Raw genomic sequence first — 15,425 nt, forward strand, 5'->3', positions numbered from 1 at the left:
ATGGGAACCGCAACGCTGTGGCTGCTGCCCGCCCTCCCGCTCGCGGGCGCGATCGTGCTGCTCCTGTTCGGCCACCTCACCGACCGCTGGGGCCCGTACCTGGCCACGACGGCGGCGCTGTCGTCATTCGTCGTCGCCGCTGTCGCGTTCTTCGGAATGCTCGGCCGCGCCGACGCCGACCGCGCCGTGCACAAGGAACTGTTCAACTGGGTGCCCGTCGGCGACCTACAGGTCGGATTCAGCCTGCAACTGGACCAGCTGTCGATCTGCTTCGCGCTGCTGATCACCGGTGTCGGATCGCTGATCCACCTCTACTCGATCGGCTACATGAGCCACGATCCGGACAAGCGCCGGTTCTTCGGCTATCTGAACCTGTTCCTGGCCGCGATGCTCGTGCTGGTGCTGGCCGACAACTTCCTCGTGCTGTACCTGGGCTGGGAAGGCGTGGGCCTGGCGTCCTACCTGCTGATCGGCTTCTGGTACCAGAAGCCCTCGGCCGCGACAGCGGCCAAGAAGGCGTTCGTGGTGAACCGGGTCGGCGATATGGGCTTGGCCATCGCGATGATGGTCATGTTCACGGCATTCGGTTCCTTCGATTTCCGCACCGTGTTCGCGGCGACCCCGGGCGCGAGCGAAACCACCCTTACCGCGATCGGCCTGCTGCTGTTGCTGGCCGCCTGCGGCAAATCCGCGCAGGTGCCGCTGCAGTCGTGGCTCGGCGACGCGATGGAGGGCCCCACCCCGGTCTCGGCGCTCATCCACGCCGCCACCATGGTCACCGCTGGTGTGTACCTGATCGCCCGCGCCAACCCGATCTACGACCTCGCGCCGAACGCGCGCACGGCGGTGCTCGCCGTCGGCGCGGTGACATTGCTGTTCGGCGCCATCATCGGCTGTGCCAAGGACGACATCAAGAAGGCCCTCGCGGCCTCGACGATGAGCCAGATCGGCTACATGATCCTGGCCGTCGGCCTCGGCCCGGCCGGCTACGCGTTCGCGATCATGCACCTGCTCACCCACGGCTTCTTCAAGGCCGGACTGTTCCTCGGCGCCGGCTCGGTGATGCACGCGATGAACGACGAAACGGATATGCGCCGCTACGGCGGCCTGCGCACACTCATGCCGATCACGTTCATCACCTTCGGCCTCGGTTATCTCGCCATCATCGGAGTACCACCGCTGTCCGGGTTCTTCTCCAAGGACAAGATCATCGAGGCGGCCTTCGATCACGGTGGATCCACCGGAATCCTGCTCGGGGCGGTCACCCTCGTCGGTGCCGCGCTCACCGCGTTCTACATGACTCGCGTCATGCTGATGACCTTCTTCGGCGAGCGCCGCTGGCAGCCCGACACCCACCCGCACGAGTCACCCGCGGTGATGACCGGGCCGATGATCCTGCTCGCGTTCGGATCGGTCTTCGCCGGTGGCCTGTTCGTGTGGGGCTCGTCGCTGGTGAACTGGCTCGAACCCGTCGTCGGATCTCATCACGCGGAGCCCGTGATTCCCGCGGCGGTGGTCACCGGTTTGGCGTTGACCGCGGTCGCCATCGGTGTCGCCGTGGCCTACCGCAAGTACGCCGAGAGCCCGATCCCCGAGGTCGCGCCGACGCCCGTCAGCGGGCTGACCGGAGCCGCACGTGCCGATCTCTACGGCGACAAGATCAACGAAACCGTGTTCGAACGCCCCGGTCGCCACCTCACACGGGCGCTGGTGTTCCTCGACGCGAAGGGTGTCGACGGGATCGTCAACGGCACGGCCGCCGGGATCGGTGGGCTGTCGGCGCGAATCCGCAAGGTGCAGACCGGTTTCGTGCGCTCCTACGCCCTGTCCATGTTCACCGGCGCGGCCCTGGTGGCCGCCGCCCTGCTGGCGGTGAGGTTCTGGTGAACTCGTTTCCCTGGCTGACGACACTCTGGCTCGCCCCCACGATCGGTGCGGGTGTGGTGCTCGCGGTGCCCGCCGCGCGCCGCACGGTGGCGCGGGTCATCGCGTTCGCGGTCTCCATCGGCGTGCTCGCCCTGGCCGTTGTCCTCGCGGTGCGGTTCCAGCCCGGCGGGGCCCAGTACCAGTTCGTCGAATCCCACGAGTGGATTCCGGCGTTCGGCGTCGGGTACACCCTCGGCCTGGACGGCATCGCCACCGCGCTGGTGCTGCTGACCGCGGTGCTGGTGCCCTTGCTGATCCTGGCGGGCTGGCACGACGACACCGCCACCGGCGACGGCCGCAAGAGCGCCCACATCTACATGGCGCTCATGCTGCTGGTCGAGTCGATGGTCCTCATCTCGTTCCTGGCCCTCGACATCCTGCTGTTCTACGTATTCTTCGAAGCGATGCTGATCCCGATGTACTTCCTCATCGGCGGATTCGGCACCCGCACCACCGACGCCGCGGTCCGCGCCCAACGTTCCCGCGCGGCCGTGAAGTTCTTGCTCTACAACCTCTTCGGTGGGCTGATCATGCTCGTCGCGGTGATCGGGCTGTACGTGCTCACCGCGCAGGCGGGCCTCGGCGAAGGATCGGCGGGCACCTTCGACCTGCGTGTCGTGGTCGCCGCGGCCAACAGCGGTGAGCTCGGGGGCAGCACCGCGGTTCTCAACGCGCTGTTCCTCGGATTCATGTTCGCCTTCGCCGTGAAAGCGCCGCTGTGGCCACTGCACACGTGGCTGCCCGACGCCGCGGTCTCGGCCACCCCGTCCAGCGCGGTGCTCATGATGGCGGTGGTCGACAAGGTCGGCACCTTCGGCATGCTGCGCTACTGTCTGCTGCTGTTCCCGCTGGCATCGGACACCTTCGCGCCCTTGGTGATCACCCTGGCCGTGATCGGCATTCTCTACGGCGCGTTGCTCGCGATCGGCCAAACCGATGTGATGCGCCTGATCGCCTACACCTCGATCTCGCATTTCGGGTTCATCATCCTCGGCATCTTCGCCATGACCAGCCAGTCCCAATCCGGGGCCACGCTGTATATGGTCAACCACGGATTGTCCACGGCCGCACTGTTTCTCATCGCCGGATTCCTCGTGTCGCGGCGCGGCACCAGGATGATCGCCGAGTACGGCGGCGTGCAGAAGGTCGCGCCGGTGCTGGCGGGCACCTTCTTCATCGCGGGCCTGGCCACCCTCTCACTGCCCGGTCTCGCCCCGTTCGTCAGCGAATTCCTCGTCCTCATCGGTACTTTCCCGAAGTACCAGGTGGCCGCGGTGATCGCGACCGGCGCCCTGGTCTTGGCGGCGATCTATGTGCTGTGGCTGTATCAGCGGTTGATGACCGGACCGCTGACGAAAGGCAATGAGCACCTGCGCGACCTGGTGCCGCGTGAGCTGGCCGTGGTGGTGCCCCTGCTGATCGCGCTACTGGTGCTCGGGTTCTATCCCAAACCGATCCTGGATCTGGTGGATCCCGCGGTGGGGCACACCCTCTCGACGATCGGTAAGCACGATCCCGCTCCGACGGTCCCCGCTCCCGAAGCTGGTGCGGCCACCCCGCCCGCGGGCGGCCACAAATGAGGACGGACTCCGTGACCATCACCGAGCTCGCGGCCATCGCGCCCGCGCCGAGCATCGAATACCACCTGCTCGCCCCGATGCTGATCGTGTTCGCGGTCGGTGTGGTGGGTGTGCTCGTCGAAGCGTTCGTGCCACGGCTCTACCGGTATCCGACACAGGTGGCGCTCAGTGTGGCCGGTGTGGCCGGCGCGCTGGTGGCTGTGGTGCTGCTCGCCGGATCCAAGGGCACCGCGGTGATGGGAGCGGTCGCCGTCGACGGGGTCACACTGTTCCTGCAGGGCACGATCCTGCTGGTCTCGCTGCTGGGTCTGTTGCTGATCGCCGAGCGCGGTGCGGTGCCACGGGCCCGCAGCGGGCCGGGAACGTGGAGTCGGGCGGCGGCCGCCCTGGATCGGGGGGTCGACGCGTTCACGCCGCAAGCCTCCGCGGTACCCGGCAGCGCGCACGAACTCGCGGCAGTGCGCTCGGGTGTCTCGACCACCGAGGTGTTCCCCCTGACGATGATCGCGGTCGGCGGGCTGTTGCTGTTTCCCGCGTCCAACGATCTGCTGACAATGTTCATCGCGCTCGAAGTGCTGTCGCTGCCGCTGTATCTGCTGTGTGGGCTGGCTCGCCGCAGGCGGTTGCTCTCGCAAGAGGCGGCGATGAAGTACTTCCTGCTCGGTGCGTTCTCCTCGGCGTTCTTCCTCTACGGTGTCGCGCTGCTCTACGGGCAGACCGGCACGGTGTCGTTGCCGGGAATCGGTGCGGCACTGGACAAACAGCCGGAGAACGCCACCCTTGCCCTGCTCGGCATCGGGATGCTCGCGGTCGGGTTGCTGTTCAAGATCGGCGCGGTGCCGTTCCAGGCATGGGTGCCCGACGTGTATCAGGGCGCGCCGACACCGATCACCGCGTTCATGGCGGCCGCCACCAAGATCGCCGCCGTCGGAGCGACGATGCGGGTGTTGATGGTGGGAGTGGGTGCGCTGGGCCCGGATTGGCGCCCGGTACTCGCCGCGGTCGCGGCGGCGACGATGATCGTCGGCGCGATCATGGCGATCACCCAAACCGACGTCAAGCGCATGCTGGCCTACTCCTCGATCGCGCACGCCGGTTTCCTGCTCGTCGGTGTCGTCGCCGCCGACAGCGCCGGGGTGGCCGCCGTACTGTTCTATCTGCTGGCCTACGGACTCGGCACCGTGGGCGCGTTCGCGGTGGTCGCTCTGGTGCGTGACGCCTCCGGTGACGAAGCGACAGCACTGTCCCAGTGGGCGGGTCTGGGCCGCCGATCACCGTGGCTCGCTTCGGCTTTCGCCTTCCTGCTGCTGTCGTTCGCCGGCCTGCCGCTCACCAGCGGATTCGTCAGCAAGTTCGCGGTCTTCGCGGCCGCCTCCGGTGCGGGCTACACCCCCTTGGTCATCATCGGTGTCCTCTGCAGCGCCATCGCCGCCTTCTTCTACGTCCGGGTCATCGTCTTGATGTTCTTCACCGACCCCCCGACCGAAGCGCCCACGGTGACCGCACCCTTCGCCACCACCTTGGTCGTGGCGTTCAGCACGGGCGCCACCGTGCTGCTCGGCCTGTTCCCCCAGCCGGTTCTCGACCTCGCTGACCGCTCCAACCTGTTCATCCGCTGATGCCACCGATTCCGCGCCCCGACTCCCGCCCACCGACCAGTCACGAACGCCAGGCCGGTCAACCGTGGAACGCGTCCTACCTCGACGGTCCCGCGCCCTGGGACATCGGCACCCCGCAGCCCGCCGTGGTGCGGCTGGCCGAAGCGGGCGGGTTCTGCGGGCCGGTTCTCGATGTCGGCTGCGGTACCGGCGACAATGCCCTGTTCATCGCTGCCCGCGGGCTGCCCGTGCTGGGGGTCGACGTGGCTGAGGCGGCGCTGGCCACCGCCCGGCAAACAGCCGACGATCACGGGATCGAGGTGGCCTTCACGATCGCGGACGCCCTGCATCTGCAGCGCCTGTATCGCCGCTTCGAAACAGTCCTCGACTGCGGCCTGTTCCACACCTTCGACGCGTCCGAACGCACCGAGTACGTGGCGAGCCTGGCCTCGGTCACCGACTCCGGCGGCACCCTGTTCGTGTTGTGCTTCAGCGATCGCGGACCCGACACCGGACCGCACCCGGTCACCAGGCAAGCCCTCACCGAGCCTTTCGCCGGTCACCCCGCCTGGCGTATCGCCTCCGTTGCCCCCGAGCTCCTGCGAACACGATTCGCCGACAGCACCCCGGCCTGGCTGGCCACAATAGACCGCCGATAGCGGGTGTCGTCGACAGCATGGCGATGGCGGGGCCGTTGATGAAGGGGCGTTGTGGTGTCTCGAACTGTTGCCCGTTGTCCGAGGTGTCGGGTGTGGCTGAGTTCACGGCGCCCACGTCGCGTGCACGAGTAGGTTCGTGACCATGGAGAACGCGGGACCCAGTCGGACAGCGCTCGCCACCGCTTACGCGCGTGCCTATCATCAGGTTGGCGACCGGCCACGAATTCTCACCGATCCGCTGGCGGCACGTCTGCTCGGTGTCACCACCGCTGAACTGCTCGAATCCGGTGACCCTACCCAGGATCTTCCCGGCAGTGGCGCCCACGATCGGCCGCGCGGATTGTTCTTGGATCGGCCGCGCCGACTGTTCTTCGCAGCCCGCGCCCGCTTCGCCGAGGACCGGGTAGCGGCGGCCGTCGCCACCGGTGTGCGCCAGGTCGTGATCCTCGGCGCGGGCCTCGACACTTTCGCCTACCGCAACCCGCATCCGGGCCTGCGAGTGTTCGAGGTCGACCATCCCGCTACCCAAGCGTGGAAACACGAACGCCTCGCCGCCGCGGGCATAGACCAACCCGCGAGTCTGACCTTCGTGCCCGTCGACTTCGAAACCGACACACTGGCAGCGGGATTGGCGTCCGCCGGATTCACCAGGACCGACCCGGCGGTGTTCGTGTGGCTCGGTGTCGTCTTCTACCTGACTCCGGATACCGCGCGCACCACTCTCGACTACGTTACCGGTCAAGCCGGGCCGGTCGAGGTGATTCTCGACTATCTACAGCCGGGTGACACCGACGAGGATCGTGCGCAACTGCATGAACGCGCACATCGGGTGGCGACGATCGGCGAGCCCTGGTTCAGCTACTTCACACCCGAGGACATCGCCGCGCAGTTGCGCGCGCTCGGCTTCGCCGACGTCGAGGACTACTCGGCCGCAGATCTCATCGCCGGCTACCTCGACGGTGCTACCGGACTCGAGGACGAACCGCCACAGGCACTGCGCGCCAGCCGCATACTCCGGGCCAGCCGCTGAGACCTTCCGATAAGTTTTCGGGCGGGTGAGAACAGCGTGTCACGCAGGATCAGGCGCGTGACTCAGCAACCGTGATCCAATACCGGCGCGCCGGACCGAGTTCGGTGTCCTGGATACTCTCGAGAACCCCACCGCAACGCTCGATCGTCTTCACCGACCCGAGATTCCCGGCCGCGCAGACCACCAGGACCCGATCCATCCCGGCCACGCGTGCCTGCGCGATGATCGCCGCCAATGCCCAGGTGGCCACACCGTGTCGGCGTGCGGACGGACGGATCCCGTACCCGATATGCCCGACCTTGCGCACAAGCTCACCGTCTCCGTGCCGCAAGGCGATCCCGCCGAGCACGCGACCGTCCTCGACTATCCAGCGATACGAGCAACGCCCGTCCCGACCCTGCGCCGATGTCGCGTTCAACCGCGCAACCCAGAGTCCGAATCCCGCCACCGAACTGACGTCGTCACCGGGCATCAAGCCGAAACCGTCCTCGTGCACACCGGGACCCCACTCCGCATGCGCGTCGAGCCAGGCTTCGTACAGCTCGACAGCGGGCGCGATCAACCTGCGCCCCGAGTCGACAACCAATTTCGGCACGGGTGTCGACGCTACCGGCCCGACGGCACCGGTGAGCGCACAAATAATCCAGTTCTGTTCTGTGCCAACTGTTTCGCGACCATGCAGGACCGCGTCTCTCGATGGTCGTCAGCGCCGCATTCGCACACCGACGCTGCCGACGATCACATCGGTCAGCGCCGAGATCGCCTCGTCGGTCGTCGTCGTGCCTAGATTCAGTTCCATGGCCAGTGTTTCGGCCGCGCCGAGCACACCGACGCAGCGCAGACGCAAAGCTGGTGGGGTGTGCGAGGAGAACGGTTGCAGGGTGGCCGCCATCCAGTCGCGGTAGCTGTCGAGCATGTCGTGCTGGATCGCCTTGACGTCCGGGTTGCCTTTCAGGGCGGCGGAGATCGCCTCGAATTCGGGCATGTCGGTGGCGCAGGCGAAGTAGGCCGAACTCAGGACGCGGGCGATCTGGTCGATGGTCGGGGTGGCGTCGCGGGCGGCTTGCTCGGCGGCCAGTCGGTGGCGTTCGTCGAGTTGGCGGTAGAGCGCGAGGAGTAGTTCGGGGCGGGTGCCGAAGTGGTCGTAGACGATCGGCCTGCTCACGCCGGCGGCTTCGGCAAGGGTGGCCAAGGTCAGGCCATCGGTGCCGTGCTCGCGCACCAGCGTCAAGGCGGTGTCGAGGAGTTGCTCGCGCCTGGCCGGCTTCGCCAATCTGCCCGATCGTGGGGTCATCGTCCTCCCTTGCGCCATGCCCTCAGTTTAGCTACAACGAGTAACCTACAACTTGTAACTTAGCGGAGAGGTGCCCACCATGGAACAGCCGGTATTGATATTGGGCGGGTCGGGACAGGCAGGGTCGGATACTGCCGCGCTGTTGCGGCGATGGCATCCGACCCTGCCGTTGACCATCGCGGGCCGCGATCTCGCCCGGGCGCAACGGACCGCGGACGCACTCGGCACCGCCACCGCGGTGACGATCGATCTGTCACGCCGCGACCTCGGTCTCGCAGAAACCGACTACTCGGCGGTCGTCGCGACACTGTGGGACGACCGCCTCAACGGTCTGCACTACGCACAGGACCGTGGACTGCCCTACCTCAGCGTCTCCAGCGGCCTCCTCGACATCGGCCCTGAGGTCGTCGCGGGCGCGCAAAGGTCCAGCGCGGCACCGGTTCTCGTCGCCAGCCACCTTATGGCGGGAATCATCGTCCTCGCCGTGCTGGATTCCACGCGTGAGTTCGACCGACTCGACACGGTCCGGGTCGGCGTCGCGCTCGACGACACCGATACCGGCGGACCCGCGGGCATCGCCGATCTGGAACGCTGGTCGGCCGTCACGACGGCGGGTCTCGTGCGTCGCGACGGCGTCTTCACCTGGCTTGCCGAGGCTGACGCGCAAGCAGACGTCCGCACCGTCGACGGCACCGTCCTGCCCGGCCAGAGTATCCCGGTGCTCGATGTGGCGAGCCTGGCCCTTGCCACCGGCGCACCGAACGTCCGGGTCGACTTCGCGGTCGGCGCGACCCCGAGCAGGCGTCGCGGTGAAACCGCCTCCGTCGAGGTCCGGATCGATCTCGCCGGAACCGACCGAAGCGGCGAACCGCGCTCCAGCACACAGCATCTCGTCCACGCACAGGGGCAGCGCCCGCTGACCGCCCTCGGGATCGCGCTCGGCGTCGAACGGCTGCTCGGTCTGCGCGGCGACCGTCCCGCACCGGGAATCCACACCCCGGAAGCCCTGCTCGACCCTGCCTACGCGGTCGCGCGGTTGAGTGAAATCGGTGCCGTGTGGCATCGAGAAGGATAGCTCCGATAGCCGACGGCCCAGCGAGCGATGCGACCCGGTTTCAGTCGCACAGCGCGTGGGCGAGCATCCCGCCGAGATCGACAGACGACACTGTGCCGGTGTACGAGATGGTGACCGCGAGGCCGGACCGGGTGGCGCCCGCTACCGTGGAGAAACCGGCGACGCCACCGATGTGGCCGACATACCGCGCACCGCACGGCAATCGGGTGTATCCGAGGCCGAGTCCGTAGGACATGCCGTCACCATTGCCCATGTCGATGCCGTCGAGCATCTGCGTGAGCTGGGGACCGGGCACGACCTGACCGGCCAGCAGCGCGAGAAAGAACCGATTCACATCGGCACCGGTGCTCACCAGCGCGCCCGATGCCCACGGCACCGACGGCTCCATGCGCGTCGTGTCGGTGAGTGTCGCGTCGACGGTGGTGTAGCCGGTCGGATGCGGTGGGCGGAGCCCGGTTTCGCCGGTGGCGGGCAGGTAGGTATCCGACAGACCGAGCGGGGTCAGGATGCGTTCGCGTAGTTCGTCGGTGTAGCGATGCCCGGTCACCGCCTCGATCAGCAGGCCCGCGACGATGTAGTTGGTATTGGTGTACTCGAATCGGCTGCCGGGCGCGAACTTCGCCGGCTGTGCCAGGGCCAGGGTGATCTCCTGGGCAGGGGTGAAGGTGCGGCCGTTCTTTGCTGCTTCGTGTTCGTCGAGTTCCGGGGATCGGGCGGGCTCGGGCAGACCGCTGCGGTGGCCCAGGATCTGGCGGACCGTGATCGCGCGACCGTCCACGTCTATTCCACTGAGGAGTCCGGGCAGGTAGGTGTCGATGGAGCGGTCGAGGTCGACGCGGTGCTCGGCCACCAGTTGCAGCACGATCGCGGCGGTGAAGGACTTGGTGACGCTGCCGACCCGAACATGGTGGGCGACATCGGTACGGATCGGGGTCCGCGCGGTCGCGTCGGCGAGGCCGGAGGCGAGAACAGTGCTGGTCTGGCGCTCGGTGAGTGTGGCGAGGGCCCCGACAGCGCCCGCGGCGACCATCGCGTCGAGGTCGCCGCGCACACTGTCGACCCGGGCCGGGGAGACGGGCTCGCTCGCGCAGGCGGACAGGATCAGCGCGGCGGCGACGATCGGCACGGTACGGGTTCTGAAACGCATGACCGAACGGTAGAAAGCCAGGGCACGCACACGCACGGGACCGGGGTACTACCTTCATCTCGGTCCGGGGTAGCGGGGCAGAGCGATTCGACCGCCCTGCCCCGGCGATCAGTTTCGACGCAACGCCAGCACCGGGATCGTGCGGATACCTTTTGTCTTCTCCTCGTATTCGGCGAAACCGGGATAGCGTCGCGCCTGCTCGGCGTAGAGGCGGTCACGTTCGGCGCCGGTCACCTCGGTGACCGTAACCGGAAAGGTCTCGGTGCCGACCTCGGCATCGCCCACGCCCGCCGCGGTGAGGTTGTAGTACCAGTCCGGATTGGTGGGGGCGCCGGCTTTGGACGCGAAGACGTAGATGAGCTTCGGGTCGCTCTCGTCGGCCAAGTACATCATCGGCGATACCAGTTGCCGGTCGGTGCGCCGTCCTCGGTGATGCACCAGCACCATCGGCGCACCGTCGAAGGGGCCACCGACTCGTCCATCGTTGTCGCGGAACTCGGCGATGATCTTGCTGTTCCAGTCCTGTGCTTCGCTCATACCCCGCATTTTCTCCCTCGACCGGTGTGCGCGCGAGTAACCACGCTCACGGCTGGTCGAGTACTTCCTGCAGCCGGGCGGCGAAGGTGACGGCATCGTTGACGAAACCGGTGTGATCGCCGGGAAACAGGACCGGGTCGACGCCGAGCGCCGACGCCAGTTCCCGCGAGGTGCGATCGCAGAACTGACCGGCGGACTCGGCGCCGATCCCGATGATCACCCGGGTCGGGACCGAACGCAGCAACGGCGGGTCGGGTACCCAGGACGTGGTCGGGCGCAGTTCATGGGCGAACCAGAAACGTTCGCTGGCGACCTGCCGAGGATCGCGGTCACCGCCGAAGATCTGTTCGAGAATCGGTTCCGGAACGGGAATCATGTTTTGGGCGAAGAACTTTCGCCAGGCGCCGAGCACATCGCCGGCGGCGTAGGTGGCGATGATGTCCTCGGAGAGTGGGCGCTGGGCTTCGGCGTCGGGGAGCAGTTCGCGTAGTGGCGGTTCATGGGCGACGGCGGTGGTGACCAGGTCGGGGTTGGTCTGGGCCAGGGCCAGCGCGGTGACCGCGCCACCGCTGGATCCGAACACCACCGCCGGGCCCGCGTCGAGGTGGGTGATGAGGTGGGCGAGGTCTGCGGCGCGAGCGAGCACCGTCGAGTCCTGGCTCGGGTCGTCCATGATGCTGGCGAAATGCCCGCGCGGATCGGTGGTCAGGACTGTGTTGGTGGTGGCGAGTTGTCGCGCGGCCGCGGCGAACGAGGCGGCGTTCATCGGCGCGCCGACGAGGACGAGCAGCGGTCCCGCACCACGGACCTCGTAGTACAGGCGGGCGTCCGGCACCTCGAGGGTGCCGGTGGTGACGGCGGAACTGGCGGTCATGAGGCTCTCCCGGATCTCGGCTACAGGTAGCACTCATTCAGACGGTGTGCGCCGACAGAACTCATCGCTCGCCACGAAAATTCTTTTCCAACAGTAATTTTCGCAGGCCGGCTGCTCAGCGCAGGGGGTCGGACGGCGCCGACATATTTTTAGTGTACATTCGTGCACTTGAATGGTTGAGCCCTGGCGAGGTCGATCCTGATCCACGGCCAGGCGCGCCCCGCGTCAGGGCCGCTCGGTGGGCAACTCCCCGTACAGCTGACGCGCACGCACGGTCAGCAGCGGCAGCGCGACAGTGCGCCACGTCGGCAGGTCGACAGCTTCGGGCCGCCCATCGACCAGCACGCGGGACTCCGCCGTCGCGTCGACATCGTCGATGTCGACGCCGATCACCACGCCGACCTCCTGCCGCAGCAGGGCCACGAACTCCGCGGCGGTCTCCGGTGGCACCCGACCGCACATCCTGTCGCGCACCGCATCCCACGCCACCGGGTCCGCGGGCGACCCCCAGTGACGCGGACGCCGGTCGAAGAGCCTGGCTACCTCGGAAGAATCTGGCACCCGCGAATTTTACCGACACCCGCCGCCACGGCGCGGCCGCCGGTGCGCGCTAGCGACGACGGCGGAGTTCGTCGGCGCTCGCCCGCAGCGTTCCGGCGACGAGTTCGCGCCCTTCGTGCGCCAGATCGACGACCTCGCGCGCGCTCTTGCGTCCCGCGTCACCCAGGATTCCGGCGAGTGCGGCACCGGTTCGGCGTGCCGCGACGGACAGCTCGTGGATCAGTTCTCGGCCGGGTTCGAATTTGTCCATCTCGGTGGAACTCCATTCGCAGTGCGGGCCAGCTCGGATACCTGGCAACACATCAGTGTACAGTCGTGCGCCGAACCCGTGTCAACCCTGAATCCGACTCGCCGGTTCGAGACCATCTGCCCGCGACGCCTGCCGCTCGAACACCAATGCCGCACAGCGATGAGCTGCGCGGCACCCAGGTGGGACGGCAGGTCAGTTGTAGGAGTTGGCGACCCCGTCGAGCAGGTGCTCGAGAGTCTCGTAGGCGGGCACGTCGACCACATCGATCAGATCGGCGGTCACGGGCACCGAACGTTGCGCGGCAACCGAGGCGAACTGGGCGGTGTCACCGGTGCGGAAGCCGTGTTCGGAGGCCAAACGGCGCAGTTCGGGGTTGTCGGTGAGCAGTTTGCCGATCTTGTCGCCGGCGGCGGTCAACGGGACGAGGGTGTGGCTCGACAGCACCGTCGGGGTGGGATAGGTCAGTACCATGTCCGGCTTGATCCGGCCCTTTCCCGCGGCTTCGACGAACTGCGCCTCGTAGATGCAGACCAGCGGGGTCTGGCCCATGCCGTTGGTGAGGTACTGGTTGAACGGTCCGTCGCTGCTGTTGTCGGTGTAGCCCTGGGCGAGGAACAGTTTCGACAACACCGGCAGCACGTGCTGTTCGGCGGTGGCGCCGCGCACGATGGTGTGGTCGTTGGCGACATAGCTGGCGATCGAGAGATACATCGCCGCGGAATTGGAGCTGCGCGGGTCGGTGGTCGAGACCAGGATGTTCTTGGCGACCGGGTAGGTGGTGTTGTCCGGTAGGTCGTCCCACTGCACGCCGGTCCCGGCTAGTTCCAGGTACCTGTTCATGTCGAAGGTCGCGACCGGGCCGGGCTTGATCACCCCGGCCGCCGTGAGCAGATCCGCGATCGGCCGGTAGGTGGCGATGGCGATCGGTGACGAGAACGGTGTGTACTTGGTGGTGATATTGCGCTGGCGCTGGATGCGTTCGGCAGCCGGAATGCTCGACGGGAACGCGAAATCGACGGCGCCGAGGTCGACGGTGGTCGCGATCTGGCGCGAACCGGCAGGTTCGGCCTGGACCCGGATGCCGTTGTCGGCGAGCACCTTCGCCACCCGCTCGTCGGCGAAGAACGCCATCTTCTCCGACCCCACCACCCCGCGCACCAGCACCGTTGCCGCGGCGGGAGCGGCAGCCGGCGCCTCGGCACCATCGGGCAGGAGCACGGCCCCGGCGACGATACCGGCGACGACCACCGCCGCACCGATCGACAACGGAACCACCGCACGCCTGCTCACCGCCCGCTTCGGTGACGGTTGCGCCGGCGTGTTCGACTCACGCGCGATCAGTTCCGCGGCGCGCACGCTGGCCGTGGGGGCCGGAACCCGCACGGTCGGGTCGGGATCGGCGAGTTCGCGACGCACGATCCGTTCGACCAGAATCGGCACGAACTCCCGGATCGGTTTGTCGGTGAAACGATGGTGCGCGGCGCCGACCGCCGACGTCACCTGGTCGACGGGGACGTTCTCGGACAGGTCTTCGACCAAACTCTCGGTCATCCGCCGCATCGCCAGCTCTTCACGCTGGACGGTATCGGCGGCTACGCCGGGGACTACGCGCGACACCACATTCTCCTGGGCTCACAATCGGGCTGCGGACGCGGCGCCGAACAGGACCCTCCCCGTGCGCACGCCGCGGGCCACGCTACCGGCGCGCAGCACAGTTACCCCAGCTGTGAGCGAGGGTGCACGCAGAGTTCAACGCTCGCTCGACTGCCCGCCACATCGTGTTGTCCGCGAGTTCTCGCAAACCTCGAATAGCCAACTGGCAGTGTGTGATTCGCAACTACCGTTCGGTCGCTGCCCGAACGGTCGGCGCGTGCTGCTGTGTCGCGGTCCCGCGTGCCGCCGCCAGCGCCGCCCGCCCGAGCCCACCGGCGAGCAGTTCCATCACCCCGATCACCACCAGTCCGGAACCGGCCATCGTGGCCAGCCCGGTCACCGTCTGGAAGGTGATCGCGATGATCGCGATGCCGATCGCCATGGTGGCGAGCCCGCACAGTTCGTGCGCCCAGCCGTCGTCGACGCTGTCGTCGGACACCGCGACCAGCGCGTGCACGATGCCGCGCACCGACCAGCCGATACCGATCCACAGGGCCAGCAGTTCGATATTGCCACCCTGGAAGACCAGACCGGCCAAGATCCCCGTAAGGCCGGCGCTGACCAGCACCAGCACCCGCAACACGAACGCGATCCGCGCCATGAACGTCAGATACAGCTGCACCGCGGTGCTCAGGAGCAGCGAGATCCCGAACAGCACCGCCAACGTGGATTCATCGCGCCCCGGCCACAGCAGCAACGCCACACCGAGCACGAACGAACACCCGCCCGCGACGAGCGTCGCGATGTCGGTCCGATCCGCGCCGGTGGTCATAGCGACCGTTCCGCCGAGCACGGCGATGTTCGACTCACCGGATTATCCGCTGCCATTTTCGGTGCCCCCTGCGCCACGATCCGGCCTCCCTGCCCGCCACCGCCCGGCCCCCTGTCGTGTTCGACCACGACCACCCCGGAACCGTTGTCGACGAGCGAATTCAGTTGTGCCATCAGGATATCGGTGTCCGCCGGAAATAGCCCGGTGTCGCAGGCCCGCACCCGACGCAGCAATCCGGGGGCATACGCCATCACCGGCTCTCGGCGGCGGCGTCGTGATTGCGCACGCGACGGCCCACACACCGACGACGAGCTGCCACAACCCGCCGTTCCGGCGCGGGCGACCAGCGCGTTCGGTGACATATCCACGTCGCCACCACGCAGGTTGTCGGCCCGGGTGCCGCGCACCCGAACCGACGGATCGACCTCGTGCGAATCCACAGCTACCTACGGTACTCCCGGCAGAGCGA

The 15,425-nt window shown here is 67.4% G+C and carries 16 protein-coding genes; 6 read left to right on the forward strand and 10 right to left on the reverse strand.

Annotated elements, in window-relative coordinates; translation table 11 throughout:
• The 5 genes from nuoL (at position 1) to NA12_RS02660 (ending at position 6,793) form a co-directional block, all read left to right on the forward strand.
• Positions 1–1,887, forward strand: coding sequence for an NADH-quinone oxidoreductase subunit L (nuoL, locus tag NA12_RS02640; protein ID WP_067445562.1), 1,887 nt, complete (start codon positions 1–3; stop codon positions 1,885–1,887).
• Entirely contained in the window at positions 1,884–3,506 is a 1,623-nt protein-coding gene (locus NA12_RS02645; RefSeq protein WP_067445564.1) for an NADH-quinone oxidoreductase subunit M, read from the forward strand. Before nuoL ends, NA12_RS02645 begins: the two co-directional genes overlap by 4 nt.
• Entirely contained in the window at positions 3,503–5,125 is a 1,623-nt protein-coding gene (gene nuoN / locus NA12_RS02650; RefSeq protein WP_067445567.1) for an NADH-quinone oxidoreductase subunit NuoN, read from the forward strand. The genes NA12_RS02645 and nuoN overlap by 4 nt, the downstream gene beginning before the upstream one ends.
• Entirely contained in the window at positions 5,125–5,763 is a 639-nt protein-coding gene (locus NA12_RS02655) for a class I SAM-dependent methyltransferase (RefSeq protein WP_067445570.1), read from the forward strand. The genes nuoN and NA12_RS02655 overlap by 1 nt, the downstream gene beginning before the upstream one ends.
• A gap of 142 nt (positions 5,764–5,905) precedes the next feature.
• Positions 5,906–6,793 (forward strand): class I SAM-dependent methyltransferase, encoded by an 888-nt coding sequence (locus NA12_RS02660; protein WP_067445572.1) that lies wholly within the window; start codon positions 5,906–5,908, stop codon positions 6,791–6,793.
• Between the two features lie 49 nt (positions 6,794–6,842).
• On the opposite strand, the gene NA12_RS02665 is transcribed toward NA12_RS02660, so the two are convergent.
• Both NA12_RS02665 and NA12_RS02670 read right to left on the reverse strand, forming a co-directional pair.
• A complete protein-coding gene (locus tag NA12_RS02665) occupies positions 6,843–7,388 on the reverse strand; it encodes a GNAT family N-acetyltransferase (protein ID WP_243654886.1) in 546 nt (181 codons plus the stop codon).
• Between the two features lie 108 nt (positions 7,389–7,496).
• Entirely contained in the window at positions 7,497–8,087 is a 591-nt protein-coding gene (locus NA12_RS02670; protein ID WP_067445575.1) for a TetR/AcrR family transcriptional regulator, read from the reverse strand.
• Between the two features lie 79 nt (positions 8,088–8,166).
• On the opposite strand from NA12_RS02670, the gene NA12_RS02675 reads away from it, so the two are divergent.
• The gene (locus NA12_RS02675; RefSeq protein WP_067445578.1) at positions 8,167–9,162 is read left to right on the forward strand and encodes a saccharopine dehydrogenase family protein; all 996 of its coding nucleotides are present in this window, start codon (positions 8,167–8,169) and stop codon (positions 9,160–9,162) included.
• A 40-nt stretch (positions 9,163–9,202) separates the two neighbouring features.
• Here NA12_RS02675 and NA12_RS02680 read toward each other — a convergent pair whose 3' ends face one another.
• The 8 genes from NA12_RS02680 to NA12_RS34920 all read right to left on the reverse strand — a co-directional run bounded on the left by NA12_RS02680 (position 9,203) and on the right by NA12_RS34920 (position 15,396).
• A complete protein-coding gene (locus NA12_RS02680) occupies positions 9,203–10,309 on the reverse strand; it encodes a serine hydrolase domain-containing protein (RefSeq protein WP_067447363.1) in 1,107 nt (368 codons plus the stop codon).
• Between the two features lie 108 nt (positions 10,310–10,417).
• Positions 10,418–10,846, reverse strand: coding sequence for a nitroreductase family deazaflavin-dependent oxidoreductase (locus NA12_RS02685; protein WP_067445582.1), 429 nt, complete (start codon positions 10,844–10,846; stop codon positions 10,418–10,420).
• 46 nt (positions 10,847–10,892) lie between these two features.
• Positions 10,893–11,720, reverse strand: a complete 828-nt coding sequence (locus NA12_RS02690; RefSeq protein ID WP_067445586.1) for an alpha/beta fold hydrolase — start codon at positions 11,718–11,720, stop codon at positions 10,893–10,895.
• Between the two features lie 225 nt (positions 11,721–11,945).
• Positions 11,946–12,281, reverse strand: coding sequence for a hypothetical protein (locus tag NA12_RS02695; RefSeq protein WP_132369841.1), 336 nt, complete (start codon positions 12,279–12,281; stop codon positions 11,946–11,948).
• Between the two features lie 49 nt (positions 12,282–12,330).
• Positions 12,331–12,531, reverse strand: coding sequence for a hypothetical protein (locus NA12_RS02700; RefSeq protein ID WP_067445591.1), 201 nt, complete (start codon positions 12,529–12,531; stop codon positions 12,331–12,333).
• Positions 12,532–12,723: 192 nt separating this feature from the next.
• Positions 12,724–14,148: a three-helix bundle dimerization domain-containing protein gene (locus NA12_RS02705; protein WP_243654887.1), complete on the reverse strand. Its 1,425-nt coding sequence runs from the start codon at positions 14,146–14,148 to the stop codon at positions 12,724–12,726.
• A gap of 220 nt (positions 14,149–14,368) precedes the next feature.
• Positions 14,369–14,956 (reverse strand): DUF308 domain-containing protein, encoded by a 588-nt coding sequence (locus NA12_RS02710; RefSeq protein WP_067445594.1) that lies wholly within the window; start codon positions 14,954–14,956, stop codon positions 14,369–14,371.
• Complete coding sequence (locus tag NA12_RS34920; protein ID WP_067445597.1) at positions 14,953–15,396, reverse strand: P-loop NTPase family protein; 444 nt, start codon at positions 15,394–15,396, stop codon at positions 14,953–14,955. The genes NA12_RS02710 and NA12_RS34920 overlap by 4 nt, the downstream gene beginning before the upstream one ends.
• Positions 15,397–15,425: the final 29 nt, after the last annotated feature.

Source organism: Nocardia alba NBRC 108234, assembly GCF_001612665.1.
Classification (GTDB): Bacteria; Actinomycetota; Actinomycetes; order Mycobacteriales; family Mycobacteriaceae; genus Nocardia; species Nocardia alba.

Excerpts from the sequence above, each read along its gene's own strand:
- nuoN (WP_067445567.1), top strand. The coding sequence starts at position 3,503 with ATGAGGACGGACTCCGTGACCATCACCGAGCTCGCGGCCATCGCGCCC.
- NA12_RS02660 (WP_067445572.1), top strand. The coding sequence starts at position 5,906 with ATGGAGAACGCGGGACCCAGTCGGACAGCGCTCGCCACCGCTTACGCG.
- NA12_RS02690 (WP_067445586.1), bottom strand. The coding sequence starts at position 11,720 with ATGACCGCCAGTTCCGCCGTCACCACCGGCACCCTCGAGGTGCCGGAC.
- NA12_RS02700 (WP_067445591.1), bottom strand. The coding sequence starts at position 12,531 with ATGGACAAATTCGAACCCGGCCGAGAACTGATCCACGAGCTGTCCGTC.
- NA12_RS02710 (WP_067445594.1), bottom strand. The coding sequence starts at position 14,956 with ATGACCACCGGCGCGGATCGGACCGACATCGCGACGCTCGTCGCGGGC.
- nuoL (WP_067445562.1), top strand. The coding sequence starts at position 1 with ATGGGAACCGCAACGCTGTGGCTGCTGCCCGCCCTCCCGCTCGCGGGC.
- NA12_RS02675 (WP_067445578.1), top strand. The coding sequence starts at position 8,167 with ATGGAACAGCCGGTATTGATATTGGGCGGGTCGGGACAGGCAGGGTCG.
- NA12_RS02655 (WP_067445570.1), top strand. The coding sequence starts at position 5,125 with ATGCCACCGATTCCGCGCCCCGACTCCCGCCCACCGACCAGTCACGAA.
- NA12_RS02670 (WP_067445575.1), bottom strand. The coding sequence starts at position 8,087 with ATGACCCCACGATCGGGCAGATTGGCGAAGCCGGCCAGGCGCGAGCAA.
- NA12_RS02680 (WP_067447363.1), bottom strand. The coding sequence starts at position 10,309 with ATGCGTTTCAGAACCCGTACCGTGCCGATCGTCGCCGCCGCGCTGATC.
- NA12_RS02685 (WP_067445582.1), bottom strand. The coding sequence starts at position 10,846 with ATGAGCGAAGCACAGGACTGGAACAGCAAGATCATCGCCGAGTTCCGC.